Annotated in this window: 23 protein-coding genes; 9 read left to right on the top strand and 14 right to left on the bottom strand. The window is 41.7% G+C overall.

Going from position 1 to position 23,138, the window contains the following annotated elements; translation table 11 throughout:
- Positions 1-3 precede the first annotated feature (3 nt).
- From AB1A65_RS12565 to AB1A65_RS12590, 6 genes are all read left to right on the top strand, one after another.
- A complete protein-coding gene (locus tag AB1A65_RS12565; RefSeq protein ID WP_366589649.1) occupies positions 4-1,236 on the top strand; it encodes a DUF1015 domain-containing protein in 1,233 nt (410 codons plus the stop codon).
- Between the two features lie 215 nt (positions 1,237-1,451).
- On the top strand, positions 1,452-2,144 hold the full coding sequence (locus AB1A65_RS12570) for a YggS family pyridoxal phosphate-dependent enzyme (RefSeq protein WP_366590202.1): 693 nt from the start codon (positions 1,452-1,454) through the stop codon (positions 2,142-2,144).
- Positions 2,145-2,162: 18 nt separating this feature from the next.
- The gene (locus AB1A65_RS12575; protein ID WP_366589651.1) at positions 2,163-3,500 is read left to right on the top strand and encodes an exonuclease domain-containing protein; all 1,338 of its coding nucleotides are present in this window, start codon (positions 2,163-2,165) and stop codon (positions 3,498-3,500) included.
- Positions 3,497-4,339 (top strand): ion transporter, encoded by an 843-nt coding sequence (locus AB1A65_RS12580; protein ID WP_366589653.1) that lies wholly within the window; start codon positions 3,497-3,499, stop codon positions 4,337-4,339. The genes AB1A65_RS12575 and AB1A65_RS12580 overlap by 4 nt, the downstream gene beginning before the upstream one ends.
- Positions 4,336-5,265 carry a tRNA (adenosine(37)-N6)-dimethylallyltransferase MiaA gene (miaA, locus tag AB1A65_RS12585; RefSeq protein WP_366589656.1) on the top strand — a complete coding sequence of 310 codons (930 nt, stop codon included), beginning with the start codon at positions 4,336-4,338 and terminating at the stop codon, positions 5,263-5,265. The genes AB1A65_RS12580 and miaA overlap by 4 nt, the downstream gene beginning before the upstream one ends.
- Positions 5,252-5,749 carry a gluconokinase gene (locus tag AB1A65_RS12590; RefSeq protein WP_366589658.1) on the top strand — a complete coding sequence of 166 codons (498 nt, stop codon included), beginning with the start codon at positions 5,252-5,254 and terminating at the stop codon, positions 5,747-5,749. The genes miaA and AB1A65_RS12590 overlap by 14 nt, the downstream gene beginning before the upstream one ends.
- 71 nt (positions 5,750-5,820) lie before the next feature.
- Here AB1A65_RS12590 and AB1A65_RS12595 read toward each other — a convergent pair whose 3' ends face one another.
- The 13 genes from AB1A65_RS12595 to AB1A65_RS12655 all read right to left on the bottom strand — a co-directional run bounded on the left by AB1A65_RS12595 (position 5,821) and on the right by AB1A65_RS12655 (position 18,310).
- On the bottom strand, positions 5,821-6,534 hold the full coding sequence (locus AB1A65_RS12595) for a response regulator transcription factor (RefSeq protein ID WP_366589660.1): 714 nt from the start codon (positions 6,532-6,534) through the stop codon (positions 5,821-5,823).
- Between the two features lie 8 nt (positions 6,535-6,542).
- Complete coding sequence (locus tag AB1A65_RS12600; protein ID WP_366589662.1) at positions 6,543-8,126, bottom strand: HAMP domain-containing sensor histidine kinase; 1,584 nt, start codon at positions 8,124-8,126, stop codon at positions 6,543-6,545.
- A 70-nt stretch (positions 8,127-8,196) separates the two neighbouring features.
- Positions 8,197-8,787, bottom strand: a complete 591-nt coding sequence (gene coaE, locus AB1A65_RS12605; protein ID WP_366589664.1) for a dephospho-CoA kinase — start codon at positions 8,785-8,787, stop codon at positions 8,197-8,199.
- On the bottom strand, positions 8,784-9,740 hold the full coding sequence (locus tag AB1A65_RS12610; RefSeq protein ID WP_366589666.1) for a CdaR family protein: 957 nt from the start codon (positions 9,738-9,740) through the stop codon (positions 8,784-8,786). Before AB1A65_RS12610 ends, coaE begins: the two co-directional genes overlap by 4 nt.
- A gap of 2 nt (positions 9,741-9,742) precedes the next feature.
- Positions 9,743-10,750 (bottom strand): glycosyltransferase, encoded by a 1,008-nt coding sequence (locus AB1A65_RS12615; RefSeq protein ID WP_366589669.1) that lies wholly within the window; start codon positions 10,748-10,750, stop codon positions 9,743-9,745.
- A 54-nt stretch (positions 10,751-10,804) separates the two neighbouring features.
- Positions 10,805-11,617, bottom strand: coding sequence for an SDR family oxidoreductase (locus AB1A65_RS12620; RefSeq protein WP_366589672.1), 813 nt, complete (start codon positions 11,615-11,617; stop codon positions 10,805-10,807).
- 183 nt (positions 11,618-11,800) lie between these two features.
- A complete protein-coding gene (recN, locus tag AB1A65_RS12625; protein WP_366589674.1) occupies positions 11,801-13,453 on the bottom strand; it encodes a DNA repair protein RecN in 1,653 nt (550 codons plus the stop codon).
- A 46-nt stretch (positions 13,454-13,499) separates the two neighbouring features.
- Positions 13,500-14,390 (bottom strand): DUF4835 family protein, encoded by an 891-nt coding sequence (locus tag AB1A65_RS12630; RefSeq protein ID WP_366589676.1) that lies wholly within the window; start codon positions 14,388-14,390, stop codon positions 13,500-13,502.
- Entirely contained in the window at positions 14,383-15,588 is a 1,206-nt protein-coding gene (coaBC, locus tag AB1A65_RS12635) for a bifunctional phosphopantothenoylcysteine decarboxylase/phosphopantothenate--cysteine ligase CoaBC (RefSeq protein ID WP_366589679.1), read from the bottom strand. The genes AB1A65_RS12630 and coaBC overlap by 8 nt, the downstream gene beginning before the upstream one ends.
- Positions 15,589-15,591: 3 nt before the next feature.
- Entirely contained in the window at positions 15,592-15,918 is a 327-nt protein-coding gene (locus AB1A65_RS12640; RefSeq protein ID WP_366589681.1) for a DNA-directed RNA polymerase subunit omega, read from the bottom strand.
- 22 nt (positions 15,919-15,940) lie between these two features.
- The gene (gene bamD / locus AB1A65_RS12645) at positions 15,941-16,780 is read right to left on the bottom strand and encodes an outer membrane protein assembly factor BamD (RefSeq protein ID WP_366589683.1); all 840 of its coding nucleotides are present in this window, start codon (positions 16,778-16,780) and stop codon (positions 15,941-15,943) included.
- Between the two features lie 106 nt (positions 16,781-16,886).
- A complete protein-coding gene (gene dapA / locus AB1A65_RS12650; RefSeq protein WP_366589686.1) occupies positions 16,887-17,777 on the bottom strand; it encodes a 4-hydroxy-tetrahydrodipicolinate synthase in 891 nt (296 codons plus the stop codon).
- Entirely contained in the window at positions 17,777-18,310 is a 534-nt protein-coding gene (locus AB1A65_RS12655; protein WP_366589688.1) for a hypothetical protein, read from the bottom strand. Before AB1A65_RS12655 ends, dapA begins: the two co-directional genes overlap by 1 nt.
- 6 nt (positions 18,311-18,316) lie before the next feature.
- On the opposite strand from AB1A65_RS12655, the gene AB1A65_RS12660 reads away from it, so the two are divergent.
- From AB1A65_RS12660 to AB1A65_RS12670, 3 genes are all read left to right on the top strand, one after another.
- On the top strand, positions 18,317-19,138 hold the full coding sequence (locus AB1A65_RS12660) for a 5'-nucleotidase (protein ID WP_366589691.1): 822 nt from the start codon (positions 18,317-18,319) through the stop codon (positions 19,136-19,138).
- Positions 19,139-20,050: a metallophosphatase gene (locus AB1A65_RS12665; RefSeq protein ID WP_366589693.1), complete on the top strand. Its 912-nt coding sequence runs from the start codon at positions 19,139-19,141 to the stop codon at positions 20,048-20,050.
- A 664-nt stretch (positions 20,051-20,714) separates the two neighbouring features.
- Entirely contained in the window at positions 20,715-22,265 is a 1,551-nt protein-coding gene (locus tag AB1A65_RS12670; protein WP_366589695.1) for a hypothetical protein, read from the top strand.
- 6 nt (positions 22,266-22,271) lie between these two features.
- Here the strand turns inward: AB1A65_RS12670 and AB1A65_RS12675 are convergent, their stop codons facing one another.
- Complete coding sequence (locus AB1A65_RS12675; RefSeq protein ID WP_366589697.1) at positions 22,272-22,574, bottom strand: hypothetical protein; 303 nt, start codon at positions 22,572-22,574, stop codon at positions 22,272-22,274.
- Between the last annotated feature and the right edge of the window lie 564 nt (positions 22,575-23,138).

A 23,138-nucleotide genomic window follows, 5' to 3' on the forward strand; every position in this document is an offset into this window, starting at 1 on the left:
CGAATGGCCGTCGTAAGACCTTTTAAGGCAATTCGCCCGACCCGGGACAAGGTTTCTTTTGTGGCCTCGCGTTCCTACGAGGAGTATTCAGACGAGGAGTTGAAATCGGTACTTCAATACAATCCGTTTTCTTTTTTGCATATCATTAATCCGGGGTTCAAGTTCCACAAAAGCATCACCGGAAAAGACCGTTTTCATTTGGTCCGCAACCGTTATTTGGAGTTTTTAGAGGAGAATACCCTGCAAAAAGAGGAGGAGGCCAGTTTTTATCTCTATCAAATTGAAAAGGATGATTTTAAAAGCCTCGGCTTCTTTTGTGCCTGCAGTGTTTCCGATTATCGCAACGATATCATCAAAAAGCATGAGGACACCATCAAACAACGGGAAGAATTATTTGCGGATTACCTCCATACCGTGGGTTTCAACGCAGAACCGGTATTGATGACCTACGCTGACAATTCTGCTGTTTGGGAGATATTTCAGGAAGAAATCCAACGAAAGCCCATGTATGATTTTACCACAACAGACCGCTTTAACCATAGCCTTTGGAAGATTTCCAACAAAAAAACACTGACTAGGCTCGAAACCGCTTTTGCTCAAATGGATGCCCTCTATATTGCCGATGGACATCACCGAAGTGCTTCGAGCAATCTGCTGGCGAAACAAATGGAATCGGAAAACAAAGGCCACACCGGAAATGAGCCCTATAACTATTTTATGGCCTACCTTATTCCAGAATCGCAGATACGGATATACGAATTCAACCGCATGGTCAAGGATTTAAATGGGTACTCCAAAGAAGAATTCCTTATTCAACTTGATGAGCATTTTCGGATTGAAAAGCAAGAAGAAGCCCCCCTTAAACCTTCTAAGAAACATCAGTTCAGCATGTATTTGGATGGTGATTTCTATTCGCTATACTTGAGAACCAATTACATCTTTTCGGATGCACTGAGTCGATTGGACACCCAAATTCTTTACAAGACAATCCTAGAGCCGATTCTAGGCATTACAGACCTTAGAAATGATGAAAGGATTTCCTATGGACACGGAAAAAATAACCTCATTCAAATGAAGGACAATGTGGACAAAGGTAAGTTTGCTGTTGGATTCAGTCTTTTACCAACCACCATTGAAGAAATCAAGGCCATTGCCAATGCCGGTTTGGTAATGCCCCCCAAAAGCACGTATATTGAACCTAAATTACGTAGTGGACTGGCAATTTATGAATTGTGAAAATTGTTATACCATTCGTGCGAAGTCAGGAATCCATTTACTCAATAGATTGTGCTTTTTAGTGTAAAAGTTTGTCAGTTCGAGTCCATTTTCGAAATAAAGTGTAGAAAATGGGTATCGAGAACTGGATTCTTTCATCAAAACCGCATTCTCGATACCTGCCTGCGGCAGGAAGGTAAAATTTTGACAAATTTCACTCGAATTGACGGTTTTGGATAAAAAAACATCATAATGCAAATCATATTAAAATGTCAATAAAAGATAACCTCACATCCATTAAAAATGAACTTCCAAAAGGAGTCACCTTGGTCGCTGTTTCCAAAACCAAACCCAACGAAGACATTTTGGAGGCTTACGACGCTGGACACCGCATCTTTGGCGAGAACAAGGTACAAGAAATGGTGGCTAAATGGGAGGAGTTGCCAAAGGACATTGAATGGCACATGATCGGTCATGTGCAGCGCAACAAGGTCAAATACATGGCCGAGTTTGTTTCTCTGATCCATGGAGTGGACAGCCTTAAATTGTTGAAAGAGATAGACAAACAGGCCAAAAAGTACGAACGTGTGATCCCGTGCCTTTTACAGATACATATTGCCGAAGAAGATACCAAATTTGGTCTGGATGATTCTGAACTGTCGGCATTACTTCAATCTGAAGCATTCAAGGCCATGGAAAATGTAAAAATTGTGGGATTGATGGGGATGGCCACCTTCACTCAGAATGAAAACCAGGTTCGGAAAGAGTTCGCTCATTTGAAATCCATTTTTGACCAACTTCAACAAAAATTGCCCGAAATCTCCATACTTTCCATGGGTATGAGTGGGGACTATAAAATTGCCATTCCCGAAGGCAGCACAATGGTGCGCATTGGAAGTAGTATCTTTGGGGAACGAAACTATAAGTAAAACCGACGCAAATTTTTCATGTACGCCATACTTGATATAGAAAGTACCGGAGGAAAATACAATGAAGAGGGTATTATGGAGATTGCCATTCATCGGTTTGATGGCCGCAAAGTGGTGGACAAATTTATCTGCCTGATCAATCCCGAACGAGAGATTCAACCTTTTGTTTCAAAACTCACCGGAATCAATAATAAAATGTTACGTTCCGCCCCAAAATTCCATGAAGTGGCCAAGCGGATTGTGGAAATCACTGAAGGGGCCACTTTAGTGGCGCACAACGCCCAGTTTGATTATCGTATCCTCCGAACTGAATTCAGGCGGTTGGGGTACGATTTTCAACGCAAAACCTTATGCACCGTAGACCTGTCCAAACAGATGTTGCCCGAGGCTGAATCCCACAGTTTGGGAAAATTGGCACGCTCGCTGGGCATTCCCATGAGTGATAGACACAGGGCCAATGGAGATGCCATAGCTACTTTAAAATTATTTAAACTGTTGTTGGGAAAGGATTCGGATAAGAGCATCATTAAAAGTGTGGTCAGGGAAGAGTCCCACGGTGAACTCTCCCCCACCCAACTGGACATGGTTTTTAACCTTCCTTCGGAAACGGGCGTCTATTACATGCACAACAAGGATGGGGAAATCATCTTTTTGGGAAAGACCAAGAACATCAAGAAAAGGGTGAACCAACATTTTACCAATGTGGGCAGCTTGGCCCGAAAACTCCAAAAAGAGACCAAGAAAGTTACCTATGAAGAAACCGGAAGCGAATTGGTTGCTCTTCTGAAGGAATATCAAGAACTGCGACGTACGAGGCCCAAACATAACAGCATTGCACGAAGGAAATTGTTCTCCCACATCATCAATTTTGAGCAAAATGGTGAAGCGCACATCATTTTAGATATTGAAAAGAGTAAATCACAGCCTACCAAGAAAATTGGATTTAACGGGGTTCCATCGGCCAAAAGCTTTTTGGACAAAATTACTTCAGAATTTGATATATGTCCCTGCTCCCTACCTTCCCATGCAAATTCCCAAGAGCGTGTTGAAGAAACAGATGCGGCAGTTTGTAATGAAAAAGTATTATCAGCTTTTGATAAGTACAGCATCCACGGAAAAAACATTGCACTTCTAGATCAAGGGAGGGAAACTGGAGAGCGAAGTTTTATTCTGATTAAACAGGGCAAACTTAAAGGGTTTGGGTTTGTTGAGCTCAACCATCAAATCAATAATATTCATATCTTGGAGTCGATAATGACCACAATACCAAGTGATGAAAACACTACATTTATTATTGAGTCGTATCTCAGAAAAAACAATAGGCTCAAAGTCATTCCACTAAACGCTGCCCCTTGATAGAACAAAAAGCACATTCTGGCTGGAAACATAAACTTCATGAGGTCATTTATGAGGCGGACACGCCTGCGGGAAAGCTTTTTGACATTGTTCTTTTTGTGTTGATCATCCTAAGCGTAATCTTGGTCATGTTGGAAAGCGTGGACCATATAGATGCTGAGCACCATAAGATTCTTTTGATCCTGGAATGGATCATCACTATTTTCTTTAGCTTGGAATACATTGCCCGAATCATCAGCATAAAAAAACCCTGGAAATATATTTTCAGTTTTTATGGCATTATTGATTTTGTTTCTACCATTCCACTTTATCTATCATACATCTTGGCCGGGTCCCAGGTACTCTTGGCCGTGCGTGCATTTCGCTTATTGCGGGTTTTTCGAATATTGAAGTTGGTGAAATTCATCGGCGAAGCATCACAACTACAATCTGCCTTAAAGGCAAGTCGAACTAAAATCGCAGTGTTTATCTATGTAGTTTTGATTCTATCGGTGATTCTAGGCACCCTTATGTACTTGATTGAAGGGGACGAGGCCGGATTTACCAGTATCCCCACAAGTATTTATTGGACCATCGTCACCTTGACCACAGTGGGTTACGGCGATATTGCACCGCAGACCCCATTGGGACAATTCTTGGCCACAGTGATCATGGTATTGGGATATGGGATTATTGCTGTACCCACAGGAATTGTCACCGCTGAGTTTTCCCGAAGCAACAAAGGTGAACAAAATCCAGGGCGAAGGATACATACAAACACCCAAGCTTGTCCCAATTGTTCCGTAGAGGGACACCGGGACAATGCCACCCATTGTTATAACTGCGGACATTTGTTATGAACAATAAGGTATTGATAGCTGTGGTGGGTCCTACCGCCATTGGAAAAACTGCTTTGGGCATTCTATTGGCCAAGCATTTTGAGACAGAAATTATTTCAGCAGATTCCCGACAGTTTTTTAAGGAAATGGAAATTGGTACGGCCGTCCCCTCTCTCAAAGAGCTAAAAGCTGTTCAGCACCATTTTATTCAACACAAAAGCATTTTTGATCCCTACTCCGTAGGGGATTTTGAAAAAGATGCCTTGTCGCTTTTAGACACTTTATTCCAGAAAAAAGATGTGGTGGTCATGGTGGGCGGTAGTGGGCTTTATGTGGATGCAGTGATCAATGGGCTGGACGAATTTCCTAAGGTTGATCCTAAACTAAGGGAGTCCCTTACTAAGGCGTTACAGGAAAAAGGGTTGGATCATCTTCAAAAAGAACTTAAAGAAAGAGATCCAACGTATTATAAAAAGGTGGATTTGGAAAATCCGCATCGCCTCATTCGAGCTCTTGAGGTTTCCATTACTGCCAACCGTCCGTATTCCTCTTTTCTGTCTCAAAATAAGCCAGGAAGACCTTTTAAGCATCTATATGTGGGAATTGATGCGCCCAGACAAGTCGTATACGAACGTATCAACGCTAGGGTAGATCAAATGATGGAAAACGGATTGCTGGAAGAGGCCAATCGATTGCATTCACATAAAAATTTGAATGCGTTGCAAACAGTTGGTTACAAAGAACTTTTTGAATATCTTGACGGACATTGCTCATTGGAGGTTGCCGTTTCAGAAATCAAAAAGAATACTAGACGTTTTGCCAAACGACAATTGACCTGGTTGCGAAAAAACGACCACATCCTTTGGGTTGACCATACAACCAACACTGAACAAATTTTGAAAAAACTAAACGAACAACTTAAAACCCTAATTCATGCCCAACGGTAAAAAGGTATTGGTGGTAATGGGCGTTAGCGGTACTGGGAAAACCACCATTGGAAAACTTCTGGCGCATCGTTTAAAGTACCCCTTTTTTGATGGAGATGACTTTCATCCCAAAGAGAACATTGAAAAAATGAAGACAGGCCACCCGCTCAATGATGATGATAGGAAGGAGTGGTTGTTACGCTTGAACCAATTGGCCCGAGAACATAGACATAGTGGGGCTGTTATTTGTTGTTCCGCATTACGGAAAAATTACCGCAGTCTTCTACGTGCAGGAGTGGGAACGTGTATGGAATTCATCTATCTTAACGGCTCTTTTGAATTGATTAAATCCCGTTTGGAAGCTCGAAAAGACCACTTTATGCCCATTGAATTGCTTAAATCACAATTTGAGACTCTGGAACCGCCCACCAGGGCTATTAAGGTATCGGTGACCAAAGAACCGGAAATAATTATCAAGGAAATTGTGGCGCAGATAAAATCATAGCCGATTCTAAGGGAAAAGACATAAAAAAAGCCACCGTTCCGGTGGCTTTTTTATACTTAATAGGGTATAATTTATTGATTTTCTGCCTTTACTACCAATCTAAATCCTTCTCCGTGTATGTTCAGAATTTCAACCAAATCGTCCTTTTTGAGGTATTTTCTCAACTTGGCAATGTAAACGTCCATGCTTCGGGACGTAAAGTAATTGTCATCTCTCCATATTTTGGTCAGTGCCAGTTCTCTTGGCATCAAATCATTTTCATGCAAGGCCAATAAACGTAACAACTCATTTTCTTTTGGTGACAATTTAATCGGCTCTTCTTCTTTATATTTCAAAAAGCGAAGCTTTGAGTTCAAATGGAAGTTTCCAATCTGGAACTCGAACTGTTTGCTGTCCGCCAAAGTACTGGATGCCTTTCTTTGGAGAATAGCTTTTAGCTTCATTAAAAGTACTTCGGAATCAAATGGCTTGTTCAAATAGTCATCAGCACCCGCTTTGTATCCTTTGAGTACATCCTCCTTCATGGTCTTGGCAGTAAGGAAAATAATGGGAACGTTCTCGTTCTTCTCTCGGATTTCCTTGGCCAAGGTAAATCCATCTTTATAGGGCATCATAACATCCAATATACAAACGTCATAATTGTCCTTTTTGAACTTTTCAAAACCTTCCATACCATTTTTGGCCAGAACCACCTCAAAGTCGTTCATGGACAAATAATCCTTTAGGACAATCCCAAAATTAGGGTCATCCTCTACCAATAATATCTTCTTTTTCTCTGTTTCCATAGTTTGTTTTAAATTAAAGGGAGTTTAATAAAGAAAGTGCTTCCTTTTCCTTTTTCACTTTCAGCATAAACTTCGCCTTGATGATCGTCTATAATTCGTTTTACGTAGGCCAAACCTAATCCGTGGCCTTTTACATTGTGTATGTCACCCGTATGTTCCCGATAAAACTTTTCAAATACCTTTTTTAGGACGGCCTTGCTCATTCCAGCACCTTGGTCCTGTATTTTAATGATGATATTGTTCTTTACCACTTCAGTGTACACATCTATTTTTGGAGACTCTGGAGAGTATTTTACCGCATTGTCCAAAATATTTACAATAACATTGGTCATATGCATGTCATTGGCCAAAACCTCCGACCTTTCTGCATCCAAATGTGAGTTCACATAACCGCCACGGTCCTGCACAATCAGTTCAATATGGGCGATGGCATCTACAACAATATCGTGAAGGTCAACCCTGTCCTTTGTAATATCCAATTGGTTCTTTTCCAACTTGGAGATACGAAGCACATTTTCCACTTGGGCATGCATCCGCTTATTTTCATCACGAATCATTCCCAAATAGCGAAGCACCTTTTCCTTGTCCTCAATGGATTTTGGGTTTCGAATAGCCTCCACCGCAAGATTTATTGTAGCGATGGGTGTTTTGAACTCGTGGGTCATATTGTTGATAAAGTCAGACTTTATCTCCGAGATTTGTTTTTGCCGTATCAATTGATAAATGGCACTGGAATACGCAATCATGATAACCAGAGTAAAAATCAAGGACAACAATGCCATTCCCATGATGGACCTGAAAAGGAATTTTTTCATGCTTGGAAAGGTCAACAACAACGAAAAAGTACTATCCCCTTCACTATCCTTGAAAATAGGCGCTTTGTACATTTTGGTTCCTGAAAACTTGAACTTTTTAGACCTTACCTTGGTTGGGTACCCTTGACTGTACACCCCATATTCGTAGTCAATATCAATATTCCTGTTTTTCAACTCTTGGCTGAGCAACAACTCTAACTCTTGATTTGACACCCGTTGGTGGATGGGCTTTGTCTTAGCGGCCTCCATGAACACATCTTCCCAAGCGGCCCTTTCCATACTGGACAGACCACCAATCTTTTCAGCTCTTTGGATGGGGGTTAAACTATACGTCTTTCCATCCAGGCCATATTCCTCCTTATAAATGGCTTTGGTGCGCTTGCTGGTATAATTTTTAATGGTGGTGGTATCCTCTCCTCCGTCTATATTATCAAAGAACGTAGATGTTATATTGTAATCCTCTTCCAGAATCCCGTGGGAATAAAAAAGAATCTCATCGGAGTTTAAATCCCGGTCAACGAACAAAAAATTTCTGAACTGTGTGCTCTTGGGTTGACCAATACTATCTACAAGTGAAGCCAAACGATCTGAATAATCCTTCATCTCTCTCTTCTCCACCCTGCTTGCCACTTTGTCCAATATGTCCGTGACCGTCCTTGAGAACTGTTCTTCCTTGTCGTTAATGGAGGTTCTTATCCAGTAAACCTGAACAAAGATTATCCCCGTTAGGGATAAACTCATTAGAATGACGAGAAGAACGAATAGCTTCTTGTTCATTGAATCAAAATTAGAAATTTAACATTTAGGCCTTTTACCGTTTAACCTAACCTTAACAAAAATGTTAAAATTATGGGGTGGACAAGGCTAATAGTTTGGCGTGGAGCTCCTTTACCTTTTTCTCGGTAGTTCCCAATTCCATGTTTTCCACTATAAAATCGGCAAGGGGTATTTTTTCTTTATCAGCCATTTGGTTTGCCATCCGTTGCAGAATCTGTTCCTTAGTTGCACCATCCCTTTCCATTACCCGCTGTAAGCGGACTTCTTCTGGCGCGGTAACAAGTATGGTGTAGTCATATTTGTCTTGCCCTTCATTCTCAAAAATCAGGGCAGTTTCTTGTATTACATAAGGTACGGATTTTTTACGGGCCCATTCCAAGAAGTGTTTTCGAACGGCCGGATGTACAATCGCATTCAACATTTCCAGCATTTTAGGGTCCTTAAATACCTTTTCTGCGATGAAAGCTCTATTCAAAACATCATCCTTGTACGCCTCTTTGCCCAATAGTTGCGTGATGTCCTTTCTCAACTCCTTAGAGGTTACCATCAAGGCTTTTGCCTCTTTGTCCGAATCATAGACCAGTACATTAAGCTGCCTGAACATTTTTGCAACGGTGCTTTTTCCGCTGCCGATTCCTCCTGTTAACCCAACTATCTTCATTGTTGTTCCAGTACAAAGTTAACGGTCTTCTCGGAGAGCCTTACATCGTAAACATTTTCTGGCTCTTTGGTAATGGCCAGGAGCAAGGTATTCTTGTTGCTACCGTTCAATTGGACGTAGTCGGCCTCCACCTCAAAATCCGAGGAGGATATTCCTTTCAGCCTTTCCACTGTAGCTTTACAAAGTACGGTAACGGCATCTGGGAACGTTTTTACCTGATAGCCTTCTGGCGGATTGATGACGGTAATGGGTATTTCAAAAACTTCTTCCGAAAATTTGACCACCTTACCTGAAACGTTTACCCGTCCAATGGAAAAAATACTGTTATCCAATCCTTTTGGAAAAATCAAAGCGGCCTCCTTTGAAAAGTCAGCCGACAAATTGGTCAATTGAATACTTTCGGTCTGAATTTCATCTAGTGTATCAATTTCACTTTCAGGGCCCTTGACCACAACTTTATCCGGTGTAATTTTAGGCTCGCCTTCCATGATGAAGTTCTGCTGAAACTTCAAATCCAAATTCGCTGTAATGGGTATTTCTTTTGATGCCACCTGATACAAATCCACCACCAATCGGCTTCGGTCCAAGTCCAAAAGGGAAATGTTCTGTGAAAGCTGTAGGTCTATTTGCTTTTTTAGGGCATCATCCATTAAAACATATTGTCCATTTTGATATTCAACCTCAGAAACATCAATGTCAATTTGTTTCTTAACAAAGTTGTAGAACAGAAACTGAAACCCACTGGTCCGCAATTTTGCCTCAATTACATTTTCCGAATTTTTCCCCAATAAAAGGGAATCCGGTAGATTTCTGTAGTTTAAAACCAAGTTGGACCTTGCCTCATAGGATTCTGATAAGTTACTTAAGAACCAAGCCAAAAAAGAACATACCAAAAACAGTGAAAACACCTTCACTTTCTTTTGATTGAGGCCGTGCAATACCTTTTTGAACACCTTTACTTGCGTTTAAAAAACAGTTTTGGGAACAGCTCTTCTGGCTCCTTGTTACTAAAGTTAAGCAAGAAAGTGGACTTCAGAAAACCAATTCCATATCCTGTAAACTGTGTTAAGGCCGCAAAAATTGCCAAAAAGCCCACTTTTATGCTTCGGTTTTTGAATAACGCATCCAAAAACAGCACAACAAAATATGCGACATATAACCATAATGGCAACGGAATTCCTACGAAGGCCAAAAGCACGGATACACACAGCCCTATCATAAAAAAAGTAGGGAACCAATACGTAGGACGTGCTGTTCCGGGGTGCCATTTGTTCAAAATAGGACGAACCCTGCCAAATTTGTTCACTTGGATATAGAACTTGTTCCAATCGATGCGTCTTTTGTGGTAGACAAAAGCTTTTGGAAAAAGTCGTGTTTCAAACCCTGTCTTCCAGATGCGGAAGGTCAAGTCGGGGTCTTCCCCAGGGTGAATCCTTCCAAATCCACCTGCCTTTTCAAAGGCTTCTTTGGAAATTCCCATATTGAAACTTCTGGGTTGGAATTTTCCAACAGATTTTGCACCCCCTCTGATGCCTCCTGTCGTAAAAAAGGAGGTCATTACATAGTTGATGGCCTTTTGCACATCTGTAAACGAGGCATCCGCGGCATCCGGACCTCCAAAACAGTGTACAAATTCACGTTTCAGTTCTTTATCAACCTCTGTGAGATACTGTTTGGGGAGGATACAGTCAGAATCTAAAATGATGTAATAATTTCCTTTGGCCTTTTGCATCCCAAAGTTTCTGGAATCCCCAGGACCTGAATTTTCTTTGTAGTAGTAAGAAATCTGAAGCTTGTCTTGAAATCGTCTTACAATCTCCTCTGAACTTTCAGAAGAGCCGTCCTCCACAATGACCACTTCATAGGGGGCGTTAAAATCTTGACGTTCCAAACTCTCCAACAGTTCCCGAATCTCTTCGGGTCTGTTGTACACCGGCACTACTATGGAAATGAAAGTGTTCATATGAAATAGAAAAGCCACCCAAAATAGGATGGCTTTCAATGCTATTTATCTGTGCTATTCAGAAAATTCATCAATTACCTCTTGGCTTACCCCAGTGTTGGAGAACCCTCCATCATGGAACAGGTTCTGCATGGTGACTTTTTTGGTAAGGTCAGAAAATAGGGTCACAGTGTAATCTGCGCATTCATCCGCAGTGGCATTGCCCAATGGAGACATCTTTTCGGCATAATTGATAAACCCGCCAAAACCTTTTACACCTTGACCAGCGGTTGTTGGTGTTGGAGATTGCGAAATGGTGTTCACCCTAACTTTTTTCTCCTTCCCAAAGAAATACCCAAAACTTCTGGCCACAGACTCCAAATATGCCTTGTTATCGGCCATATCGTTGTAATCCGGGAAAGTTCGTTGGGCTGCCATGTAGGTCAGGGCTACGATACTGCCCCATGGGTTCATGGCATCCGCTTTGTACAAGGATTGCAATACTTTATGAAAAGAAAGTGCCGAAACATCCCATCCTTTGGCTGTAAAGTCATAGTTCTCGTCCGTGTAGTGCTTACCTTTTCGAACATTGACCGACATCCCAATGGAATGAAGTACAAAATCCAATTTTCCACCTAAAATTTCCATGGATTTCTCCACAAGATTCTTTAGTTCTTCCTCATTGGTGGCATCCGCAGGAATGATTTCAGAGTTGGTCTTGGCCGCCAATTCCTTTATTTGGCCCATTCGCATGGCGATGGGGGCATTGGTCAATACAAATGTACCACCCTCTTCATGAACACGTTCTGCGGTTTTCCATGCGATGGAATTCTCGTCCAAAGCGCCAAAAATGATTCCTTTTTTACCTTTTAAAAGATTGTATGCCATAGTTTTCTTGCTATTGTTGGTTCTGTTGCAAAGATATTTATTCTATTTTGATTGTTCGTTATTGATGTCAGTATAGATTGTAGTCTTGCTTTCTCGATAGCCATCGGGATTGTTTCAGCATCCCATGCATACTTTTATTCTGTTCGAATGAGACCCTGAAACAGGATCAGGGTGACGAAGGTGTCATTGCAACAATTGCCGGGCATGGGCCAACGCGGATTCTGACACGGATTTACCCCCTAGCATTTCCGCCAGTTCCTGCACACGTTCGTCGTTGGTGAGTTCTTTCATTCGGGTGCTTGTGCCCTCCTCACCTTCTTCCTTGAACACTTTAAATTGATGTTGCCCTTTGGAAGCGACTTGCGGTAAATGGGTGATAGAAAACACCTGCATGGTTTGGCTCATTTGCTGCATGATTTCCCCCATGCGGTTTGAAATCTCTCCAGAAACCCCTGTATCAATCTCATCGAACATCATGGTGGGCAAGTGCTCATAGGTTGCCAAAATAGATTTAATGGTCAGCATGATACGGGAAAGCTCCCCGCCCGAAGCCACTTTTTTCAATTCGCCATAGTCTGAACCTTTATTGGCCGAAAACAAGAATACCAAATCATCTTTTCCATTAGGTTTGAACGTTTCTGACGGATTCACCTCAATTTTAAAGCTGGCCGAAGGCATTCCCAAGGCATACAAGTTCTCTTGAAGCATACTTTTTAATTTGGGAATGACCGAATTTCTGGCATCACGAATTTTTTCAGCAACGTTTTCAGTCTCATCAGCAAGTTGGGTTACCTCTCCCCTCTTTTCTGCAATCTTTGATTCGATATTGGCGACTGCCTCAACCTTTTTGGACAATTCCTCACGAATCACCACTAGTTCCCCAACAGATGCTGCATGATGTTTTTTCTGAAGGTCATACAATTGCTGTAACTGACCGTTTACAGCTTCCAATCGTTCTGGATTGGCTTCAACAGAATCCTTCAATTGTTCCAATTCTGAAGCAATATCGTCAGTCTCAATTAAAACAGATTGAATTCTTTCATTCAACGAAGCGTATACCGGTCCAAAATCAGTCAAACCTTGAAAAGCACGTTTTAATTCACCTAATCGACCCAAAATGCCCAACTGCTCATCATTCAACAACTGATGCCCAGCAGCCAACTGCTCCATAATCTCCTCTACGTTGCTCAACTGCTCATATTCCGCCTCCAACTCCTCCTGCATCCCTTCCTTGAGCTTGGCATTTTCCAATTCCTTCAACAAAAAGCTATTGTAATCGTGCTCCTTGTCCGCATTGTTCTGAAAATCTTCCAATTCCCGCAACTCTTTTGAAGCTTTTCTGTAACGGTTCAAACAAGCTCTGTAGGTATTCAGGCGCTCTGAGTTATTGGCCAACGCATCCACCACTTTCAATTGAAAATCATTTTCGGTAAGGCGGAGTGTCTGGTGCTGGGAATGCACATCCACCAATTGATCTCCCAGAGCCCTGAGCACATCCAAAGTCACTGGGGTATCATTTACAAAGGCACGCGATTTTCCACTAGGCAAAATTTCACGTCGCAAAATGGTACGGTCCTCGTAATCCAAATCATTCTCCTGAAAAAATGGTTTTAAGTTGTATTTGGAAATATCAAACTCCGCCTCAATGACGCATTTCTGCTCCGTATTTTTGAGGGAGGTCAAATCTGCCCGCTTGCCCAAAACCAAAGAAAGACCGCCCAAAAGAATAGACTTTCCCGCTCCAGTTTCACCAGTAATTGTGGTAAAACCATTGGAAAACGTAACGTTTACGTCATCAATTAAAGCATAGTTTTGGATGGAAAGATTTGCTAGCAATTCTATAGATTTTCTCCGTAAAGATAAATCTCTTTAGAAAACTGCACTAGTAATTTATCTCATTCCAAGTGCTGGAATAAAATGGAGCCACCTTGTTGAGGGTTTCTTTAAGTTTTACAATGTCCACTTTAGGGCCATCAGAGAAGATATTCTGGATTTCTTCAGATTTGGCATCGAAAAAGGTCTGAATCAAAAAGGCGTTTGGTCGGCGATTGATCAAGGTTTCAAACAACCGAAGACTCCCGGCAATGACCTGTTTTCCTGTGCTGTTGTTGTCCGCCAAAACATCCAATCCTTTGCGATGATAGTTGTACATAGCTATACGGTACTCACGAAAAGAATTGCTGAGCAGGTTATCCACCAACTCAAATCGGGTACGTTCCCCGGTCTCCTGACTCCAACCGCTAAAGTTGGACCCCTGTGCTTGGGTTACAATGTTCTGCGCCCTTCTGTACTGATCATCGCCACCTTCCAAGGAAAATGTGTCCGCATCCAAACCTAATATTACATACACATAATAGGAAATGACCCCCACCAAGTTAGAATCAAACGAGTTTGGATTGTACACCAACGGTTGAAATTCTTGATACTGAAAATTGAAGGCATCATCCTTATAGTTGAATACGGGACTTTCATACGACGTATTAAAAACAGGTCGTGAAGACTGTATTTGGATGTTGGCCTCGAACCTATCTGACTCGTAGGACGTTACGGTGATGAACATTCGGGCATTTACGCGTTCATTCTCTTTGTAAACCCTATTGGTCCATTTGCTGTTGTTGACAAAATCATTCAACGAACGCTCCAAGGTCTTGAATATTTGCTGATTGGTCTGTCCCACTTGGTCCGAATTCACCGTAACCACACAATTGAGTTCTTGGGCGGGGACTGCCAAAGTGAAAATAAGCAAAAGGATGAGCAATAGAGTGTTACGCATGAATTCTGGAGATGATTTCTTCCCAAATGTCGGAAGCCACTTCAGGCTTCGTCTTCAATCCAAACGTTTTTATCTTCAAATTCTTATCAATGAAGGTAATTTTATTGGTGGTTCCCCCAAATCCGGCACCGTCATCTTTTAAGGAATTCAAAACGATGGCATCTAGATTTTTACGTTGCAATTTGTCCTTGGCATTTTCCACTTCGTTTTCGGTCTCCAAAGCAAATCCTACCAAAAACTGATGGGTTTTCTTCTCACCCAACGAGAGCAAAATATCCGGATTTCGTTCCAATTCGATATTTAGGTCGCCATCCTTCTTTTTTAATTTTTCTTGGGCAGGATTTTTAGGGCGATAATCCGCAACTGCCGCCGCACATATGGCAATATCTGTGTTGTTATAGTGATTATGACAAGCTTCATACATCTCTTGTGCAGATATCACCCGAATCAATTCAATGGAATTGTGGTTGACATCCAATGCAGTAGGGCCAGAGACCAGAACGACTTTTGCTCCCAAACCAGCTGCTTTTTTAGCAAGTTCAAAACCCATGGTGCCGGAAGAACGGTTTCCCAAAAAACGGACTGGATCAATGGCTTCTTGGGTTGGACCAGCCGTAATGAGCACCTTTTTACCACTCAAAGGCAGTCCTTTAGCCAAATCTTCTTGAAGAAACTCCAGAATGTTCTCAGGTTCCGCCATTCGTCCTTCGCCATGTAATCCACTGGCGAGTTCCCCAGATTCAGCAGGAATCATTTTGTTTCCGAAAGATTCCAATTTTTCAATGGAAGCTTTGGTAGATGGATGTTGGTACATGTCCAAATCCATCGCTGGAGCAAAATAAACAGGACACTTTGCGGATAGATACGTGGCCAATAACAGGTTGTCGCATACGCCATTGGCCATTTTGGATAGCGTATTGGCAGTAGCTGGGGCAATAAGCATTACATCTGCCCAAAGTCCAAGTTCCACATGGTTGTTCCAAGAGATACTGCCATCCTCTTCGTTGACAAAATCCGTTAATACAGGATTCTTGGATAAGGTGGACAGGGTGAGTGGGGAAACAAAAGAGCTGGCGCTCTGGGTCATTACAATCTTGACCTGGGCACCAGCTTTTATCAATAGCCTAACCAGAAATGTGGTCTTGTAGGCGGCGATTCCCCCGGTGATTCCCAAAAGAATATTTTTACCGCCGAGCATTTCTTAGGCGTCTTTCTCTGTGTTCCTGTAGTAGATTTTATCTTCCAACCATTCCTGAACCGCCAAAGCATGGGGTTTAGGTAATTTTTCGTAGAATTTGGAAACCTCAATCTGCTCTTTGTTCTCAAAGACCTCTTCCAAACTGTCGCTGTACGTGGCGAACTCTTCCAACTTTTCCAACAGCTCCTTCTTTATTTCGGAGTTGATTTGGATACCGCGTTTAGCCACTATGGAAATGGCTTCGTAGATGTTTTCAGTTTTTTCGTCAAACTCGTTTCGGTTAACGGTAACGGTGGAAACTGAGGCCTTGGTATTTTTCAAATCTTGCATATGCAGTTGTTTTAAAAAACTTTTATTTAGTGGTGCTGGCAACGGTGTTGTACGCACTCAATTCTTTTTGAATTTTGTCGTGCAAATCGTCCGCCTCTTTCTTAAATTGTGACTCTGGGAAGTAACGCAATAGTGTGTTATACGAATCAAGCGCTTCTTCCAGACGTTCTTGTTTTCTATTTTCCGTACTGTTCAGTGCCAAAGTTGTAGTGGCCTCTATCTTATAGTAATAGGCCTCTTCTCTATAAACAGAACCGGGGTTGTCCGTAATGAAGTTATCCAAAGCGGTGATTGCCGAAATCAAAATGGGGTAATTGAACTTCCCCAATTTATTGAACTGTTTGGCAATCTCCAATTGTTTCTTTTCCTTCTTTGTGGTCAATTCCTTGGCCATGGTATTGGCTTCTTCAAAATATTCCGACTCTGGATAGGTGTTTATGAAGGTTTGCAATTTTGCCAAAGCTTTGTCCGTATCGGTCTGATCTAAAGAATAACGCGGCGAAAGTTCATAATAACTTTTTGCCCCCAAAAAACCGGCTTCCTGAATTTTATCACTACGTGGATATGACTTAATGAATCGTTCGAACTGATATCCTGCCAGATAATAATCTCCTGTTTTAAAATAACAATCCGCAAAAAAGAACATCACCCTTTCCCCTTGAGGTTTCCCTACATACTTAGGAGCAATCTGTTCATACAAACGTTTTGCCCTTTTGTAATCACCTTCTTCATAGAACTTCTCAGCCATATCATATTTAGGCTTAATGTCTTCGGTCTTAAGTACTTTTTGGTACTCACTACAAGACATTAGGACAAAAAATACAGCTAATAAAGGGAGTATTGACCTCATTTTCAAAAACATTTTGCAAAATTAGTGATAATGAACGGATTTAAAAAAACATTTTACCATCCAAAAGTAACGGGTGCAAAACCAACTGCCCAAGGTTTTGGGCAACTTTTAACGAAATTTAGGCGTGTGCCGTATCCAAGGCCCTCAATAAATTACCAATTCTGTTTTTCAAAGATGGCGTGGCTTCCAGCAAAGGCAGACGTACTACTGCTTTGGAGAGTCCCAAACTTTCAAAGACACTCTTAATTCCAGCTGGGTTGCCTTCTTCAAAAATCAATTGCATCAACGGCAACAGTTGGTGATGGATTTTATAAGCTTCATCTGAACTTTCCTGAAGTCCCAAATTCATCATTTTAGAGAATTGGGAAGGCAATCCTTGCCCCAAAACGGAAATTACCCCTGCCCCACCGGCCAAAACTGTAGGTAGTGCAGTGAAGTCGTCTCCAGAAATCACCATAAAATGTTCTGGTTTTTCCTTTATGATTTTATCGATTTGTACCATATCCCCACAGGCTTCCTTGATTGCCACAATATTGGGCACCTCATGTGCAAGTCGTAAGGTAGTTTCTGGCAGCATGTTCACTCCAGTTCTAGAAGGCACATTGTAGAGAATAATAGGTTTTGGCGAAGCTTTGGCAATTGCTTTAAAATGCTGATAGATACCTTCTTGAGTAGGTTTATTGTAATAGGGGCATACAGATAGGACCGCATCGAACTCAGACAAATCCAACGTTTGCAATTCGTCAACAACGGCCATTGTATTATTGCCACCAACGCCCAACACCAAAGGTAAACGTCCGGCATTGGTCTTGATCACGGTATCCACAACCAATTGCTTTTCCATTTTGGTAAGAGTTGCCGATTCCGCTGTGGTACCCAAAACCACCAAATAATCCACCCCTCCTCGAATGTTGTGCTCCACAACTTGAATCAATGCCTCCACATCCACTGAAAAATCTTCATTGAAAGGGGTTATCAATGCAACACCTGTACCTATCAATTTTTCCATCACAATTCTTTTAAAACCTTTAAATACTTTTTCAATTCACTCTTAAAGAGTGTAAAATCCTTCATATTGGTATTTAAGATTAAATCGTTCACCTTTGGGTCCTGTGCACCCAAACCGACCTTTAGCCTGGCTGGGGTTTTAACCGACAATAATTTCATCATTAAATTGTCCTCTTCATAATAATTGACCAACATGTCGTATTCCCGTCCTAAAAACTCCAGTACATAAGCGTTCTCTACCTGTCCCTTCCAACCTAAATCCTTATCAGAAAAAATCTGGATGGCATAGGGTGAGTTTTTATCGTACTCCCTTTTATATCCAATGATTTTAATGGCGTTGGGTCTCAAGGAAAACTCATCAATCAAATCATAAAAGGCCTCGGCATTCTGAAAATTATCCACATCAACAATACAGCCAACGCTGGTAATTCCCTTTTCCCGGGCAATGGGCGAAGAAGGTTTTTCCATTTCCTCCTTTAAATATTTAAGCCCTGATTTAACCTTAAATTTATCTTGGAGCCCCTTTATAAACATATTTTTATGCATTTTTACAAAGGTAAATATTCTACCAAGATACTTAACAAAGATACGCACGTGATTGGTTTAAAATTCAAACAATTTGTTGTATTTACAACGCTTTGTTTTTTATTCTCCTGTAAACAGGAAACCGGGACACTTTCCAAAATTGATGGAAAACAAGTTTCCATTGATGCTTCGCTTGAAGAAGTTGACTCCATTGCCCATTTTGTTGAACCCTACCGAAATCGCATAAATCAGGTATTGGATAGCACTTTGGCCTATGCCCCGAAACCCTTCTTGTTGGATGATGGTGAGCACAATACCTCAATGGGAAACCTTATGGCAGATATTGTACTGAGCGAAGCTGCACCCATCTTTAAATCCCGAACCGGAAACGATTTGGATTTTGTGGTGCTCAACTACGGTGGGGTCCGTTCCATTATTTCTTCGGGAAATGTCACTGCCCGAAACGCATATGAGGTAATGCCGTTCGAAAATTACATCACCGTTGTGGAAATGAGTGGATCTGCCGTTAGGGAACTCATTGCCTTTTTGATGGGTTCGGACCGGGTTCATCCCATTGCAGGAATGCAGATTGTATTGGATAAAAATGGTTCTTTGGAGTCTGTGGACATTCAAGGAGAACCATTTGATGAGAATAGAAACTATTTTGTGGGAACATCGGATTATCTGGTACAGGGCGGCCCCAGCATTGGTTTTTTTAAGGACACGGTTTCCACAACGCATATTGATTATCTCATACGAAATGCCATTATCGACTATTTTAAAAAAACCGACACGTTGAAAGCATCGGTGGATGACCGCTTTATTCAAATTAATTAGATGAAACGAAGGGATTTTATAACACATACAGCAGCCGCCTCCACATTGGTCGGTCTGGGTGGGCTCAGCCTTAATTCCTGTTCAGGTTCGAAGGCAAAAAAGTTAACAATTTTGCACACTAATGACGTGCACAGCCATATTGATCCGTTTCCATCCTCTCATTCACAATACCCCAATTTGGGGGGAATTGCCCGAAGGGCAAGGTTGGTGGAACAAATCAGAAATGAGAATCCAAATACACTGCTTTTTGACGCCGGGGATATTTTTCAGGGCACTCCCTACTTCAATTTTTATGGTGGGGAACTGGAGTTTAAATTGATGAGTAAGCTCAACTACGATGCTTCCACTATTGGCAATCACGATTTTGATAATGGAATTGATGGGCTCCTAGCGCAAATGCCCCATGCCACTTTTGACATGATTTCTGCCAACTACGATTTTTCCAACACGGTTATGGAGGGGCTTGTAAAACCTTACAAACTCTATTTGGTGGATGGTATAAAAATTGGGGTCTATGGTCTTGGCATTGCCTTTGATGGCTTGGTCACCAAACGATTGTACAAAGAAACAAGGTATTTGAATCCCTTTGAGATTGCCGTGGACATGGAACGCCAACTGAAAGAGGGAGAACAGTGCGATTTGGTTATCTGTCTATCGCATTTAGGCTACAGTTATGAAAATCCAGAACGACCTTCAGATGTGCAATTGGCGCAACGAACCTACCATACCAATCTAATCATTGGTGGGCACACACATACCTTTTTGGAGCGACCCGATGTACGCATCAACAAAAATGGAGATTCGGTGTTGGTGAACCAGGTGGGTTGCTATGGCCTCAACTTGGGCCGCATTGATTTTTATTTTGACAATACTAAGAATGCTTCAGCTAGTGGAGTGAGTATTTTGGTTTAATTCTTGCGGAAAGTTCGGGAGTTTGTTGATTTAGTTACTTGGTTATTGTCAATTGGAATTTGTCATTCTGAATGAACGAAATGAATGAAGAATCTCTATCTTGACACTAATTACACCCCTGCCTGCGGCAGGCAGGAATTTACACGAATTCTTATTGGGTTGTTAGGTTACTCAGTTATTGAGCTAATGTCTTGTCTCTTTGCTCTTTCGTCTTGTTTCTTTAATTTGGATTTGCTCCTGAGCTTGATTCTTGAATTTCAGGCATTGGATTTCTCAATCGATGCTTTGCATCTCATGTCGAAATGACGGAATGCCTGTTTATGTCATTTCGAGCCTGCCTCTTGTCGGCAGACACGCGCAGTCGAGAAATCTCTTTTTGGTGTTTGGAATTTGTTTTTTGGAATTTGGTGATTTGTTATTTGTGATTCAGTTACTGGGTTATTGTCTTTTCTCTTTTTTCTAGACTCTAGTCTCTTGAACTTGTTTTTGGAATTTTGGATTTGAAATTTCAAATAAAACCCATAACATTTCCTTTACATCACTCTGTTGAACCAAGTCAGAAATTTCGTATATTCGAGTTGGTTCTCTCCACCAAATTCCCCCATGCTTTTTTTTCGGATTCTATAATCGTCCCTAGAAGAAAAAGGGACATAAAACCATCGCCATGAGCCAAACCTATGTCAACCTCGGTACGGACGGAGAATTAGTCTACCTATACAAGTATGATGAGAATGGTCAGGAACTGAAAAAAGCCAAACAGGTGCTTTGGGGCGATTGGTTAAAAGTAGATGACAATCACGATTATACCCATGTTGGACCAGGCTGGACGGCTATTATCTGGGCACCTAAGACCAAAAGGGAGATTTACTACATTAAAACTGAGCATACTTCCGACAGGAGGCCTTTAGAAATCATTTTTTTGGATGTGGGTCAAGGGGACGGAGCCGTTCTCATCACCCCGGAAGACGATGAAAATGAAAAAATCATTGTGATTGATGCTGGTGAAGGCAGTAATATGGCAGCGTTTCTCAACGGGCGATTCAAGGCCTACCGGGGCTTTGATTTTGAAGCAGCGGTGATTACCCATCCAGACAAGGACCATTACCTAGGTTTCAAGGATATTTTTTCCGACCATGACATTGGCTTTAAAACGGTGTACCAAAATGGTCTTGTAGAGCGTCCCGTTAGCGGGACTTTTGAAAAACTGGGAGGTACTGTGCAGGACCCCATCACCGGTGATCACTACATGGAAGATTTGGCCGTTGACAAAAGCGATATTGAAGCCCTTTTTAGTGACAGCAGCGCTTTTGGACGAAAAATGTTTCCACCCATTATGCACAATGCACTGAACAATCCCAAAGTGCTCGATTTTAAAATGCTTTCCATTGACCCCAATCACAGCGTACATAAAAACGGAAGGGCCTATATGCCTAATTTTGAACCTGTTGCTGGGCGAGATTACAGCATAGAAGTACTTGGCCCCGTAGTGGAATACGACACCAATAACAAACCGAGGCTCAAACGCATCAGTAGCAATTATGGTGAGACCAAGAACGGGCATTCCGTGATTTTACGATTGCATTATGGTAAATACAAGGTGCTTTTTGGTGGAGACCTTAATGTTCCTGCGGAAAAATATCTGCTGCAACACTATTCCAAACTGGACTCTTTCCCTCGACCCACGAATCCAAATCATGCCAAAATGTTGACCGAAGCTGCGCTTTGGTTCAAATCTGAAATCATGAAGGTGTGCCACCACGGTTCGGACAAGGTTACGGACGAATTTATGATGGCGGTTAACCCAGCGTGCTTTGTGATTTCTTCGGGTGACGAGGAAGGGCATGTACATCCACGCCCCGACCTTTTAGGTCGACTGGGTAAGTTTGGCAGGGGTGCCTCCCCTGTGATTCTTTCCACGGAACTGCAACGCTCCACCCGGGAATTTGAAGACGAAAAACAAGTTGAGGAATTGAAAAAGAACGTGGATGAACTCGCTGCAGCTGAAGAACCTTCTGAAGAAATGATTAAGGCCATAAAAGACAAGATTTCTCACTTAGGTCGCACCAACGTGGATGTGTATGGTGCCGTGTATCTAAAAACGGACGGGGAGCGATTGATTACCGCTTTTAAGTTTGAAGAACAATCCGATAAAAAGAAATGGTTCTACTACGAGTATATCATCGACGACGATGGGGAACTGCATTTGTCATCTTAACATCCATTATTCAATAATGGCTTTGACCAAAACCTCCAATTCTTCCTCCAACGAATAGTCGGGAAACGATTTTCCAGCCTGTCGATACCAATATCCCGCATTCCATTTATCCCCTTCTTTGCGGTGGAGATATGCGTGAATCCAACTGCCGATTGCTGAAGGGATATCCTGGGCAATGTCGTGGGAAGCATCCCAATCCCCTTTGGCATCGTACCACAAAGCGCGAAGAGCTTCGGGCCAATCTTGAGGAGGTTGATTTAAACTTAACGTTTCTTGAAAGACTTGATAGGTTTTGGGTGTAATTTTCATGGTCTGCCTAAAATATGAAAATTGTCTATCTTTTGTAAAGTGGTGGTAATGGGATTGCTTATTCGTTGATTTGTTATTTGGGCATTGAGTTAATCAATTATTGGGATATTGTCTTGACTCTTGATTCTTGCACTTGAATTTGTTTTTTGGAATTTGGGTGTTTGGATTTTGGAAATTGTTCATTGCCATTCTGAGCTATTACCCTAAGCGCAGTCGAAGGGAGTGCGAAGAATCTCTCTTTTCAGTTCGACACGAATTGCTCGAATTTTTACAAATCAATGTGGAACTTGACACTTGAGTTTGAAATTGCTCTTGAACTTTTTTGGTTTTTGGAATCAGATTTCTCAATCGATGCTTTGCATCTCATTTCGAAATGACCCTTTACCTTTCACCTCTTGTCCTGAGACTTGAACTTGTTTTTTTGGAATTCGGGCTTTGGAATTCGTTGATTTGATTATTCGGTTATTTGTTATTCTACTCCGAACTTCGAATTCTGAACTTGAGACTTGCTCTTGACTCTTGATTCTTGAACTTGAATTTATTTTGGTAATTGTCAATTGATGA

The organism is Allomuricauda sp. ANG21 (assembly GCF_040705235.1).
Classification (GTDB): domain Bacteria; phylum Bacteroidota; class Bacteroidia; order Flavobacteriales; family Flavobacteriaceae; genus Flagellimonas; species Flagellimonas marina.

Excerpts from the sequence above, each read along its gene's own strand:
- AB1A65_RS12565 (WP_366589649.1), top strand. The coding sequence starts at position 4 with ATGGCCGTCGTAAGACCTTTTAAGGCAATTCGCCCGACCCGGGACAAG.
- AB1A65_RS12575 (WP_366589651.1), top strand. The coding sequence starts at position 2,163 with ATGTACGCCATACTTGATATAGAAAGTACCGGAGGAAAATACAATGAA.
- miaA (WP_366589656.1), top strand. The coding sequence starts at position 4,336 with ATGAACAATAAGGTATTGATAGCTGTGGTGGGTCCTACCGCCATTGGA.
- AB1A65_RS12590 (WP_366589658.1), top strand. The coding sequence starts at position 5,252 with ATGCCCAACGGTAAAAAGGTATTGGTGGTAATGGGCGTTAGCGGTACT.
- AB1A65_RS12595 (WP_366589660.1), bottom strand. The coding sequence starts at position 6,534 with ATGGAAACAGAGAAAAAGAAGATATTATTGGTAGAGGATGACCCTAAT.
- AB1A65_RS12600 (WP_366589662.1), bottom strand. The coding sequence starts at position 8,126 with ATGAACAAGAAGCTATTCGTTCTTCTCGTCATTCTAATGAGTTTATCC.
- coaE (WP_366589664.1), bottom strand. The coding sequence starts at position 8,787 with ATGAAGATAGTTGGGTTAACAGGAGGAATCGGCAGCGGAAAAAGCACC.
- AB1A65_RS12615 (WP_366589669.1), bottom strand. The coding sequence starts at position 10,750 with ATGAACACTTTCATTTCCATAGTAGTGCCGGTGTACAACAGACCCGAA.
- AB1A65_RS12620 (WP_366589672.1), bottom strand. The coding sequence starts at position 11,617 with ATGGCATACAATCTTTTAAAAGGTAAAAAAGGAATCATTTTTGGCGCT.
- AB1A65_RS12630 (WP_366589676.1), bottom strand. The coding sequence starts at position 14,390 with ATGCGTAACACTCTATTGCTCATCCTTTTGCTTATTTTCACTTTGGCA.
- coaBC (WP_366589679.1), bottom strand. The coding sequence starts at position 15,588 with ATGCTCGGCGGTAAAAATATTCTTTTGGGAATCACCGGGGGAATCGCC.
- AB1A65_RS12640 (WP_366589681.1), bottom strand. The coding sequence starts at position 15,918 with ATGCAAGATTTGAAAAATACCAAGGCCTCAGTTTCCACCGTTACCGTT.
- bamD (WP_366589683.1), bottom strand. The coding sequence starts at position 16,780 with ATGTTTTTGAAAATGAGGTCAATACTCCCTTTATTAGCTGTATTTTTT.
- dapA (WP_366589686.1), bottom strand. The coding sequence starts at position 17,777 with ATGGAAAAATTGATAGGTACAGGTGTTGCATTGATAACCCCTTTCAAT.
- AB1A65_RS12655 (WP_366589688.1), bottom strand. The coding sequence starts at position 18,310 with ATGTTTATAAAGGGGCTCCAAGATAAATTTAAGGTTAAATCAGGGCTT.
- AB1A65_RS12660 (WP_366589691.1), top strand. The coding sequence starts at position 18,317 with ATGCATTTTTACAAAGGTAAATATTCTACCAAGATACTTAACAAAGAT.
- AB1A65_RS12665 (WP_366589693.1), top strand. The coding sequence starts at position 19,139 with ATGAAACGAAGGGATTTTATAACACATACAGCAGCCGCCTCCACATTG.
- AB1A65_RS12670 (WP_366589695.1), top strand. The coding sequence starts at position 20,715 with ATGAGCCAAACCTATGTCAACCTCGGTACGGACGGAGAATTAGTCTAC.
- AB1A65_RS12675 (WP_366589697.1), bottom strand. The coding sequence starts at position 22,574 with ATGAAAATTACACCCAAAACCTATCAAGTCTTTCAAGAAACGTTAAGT.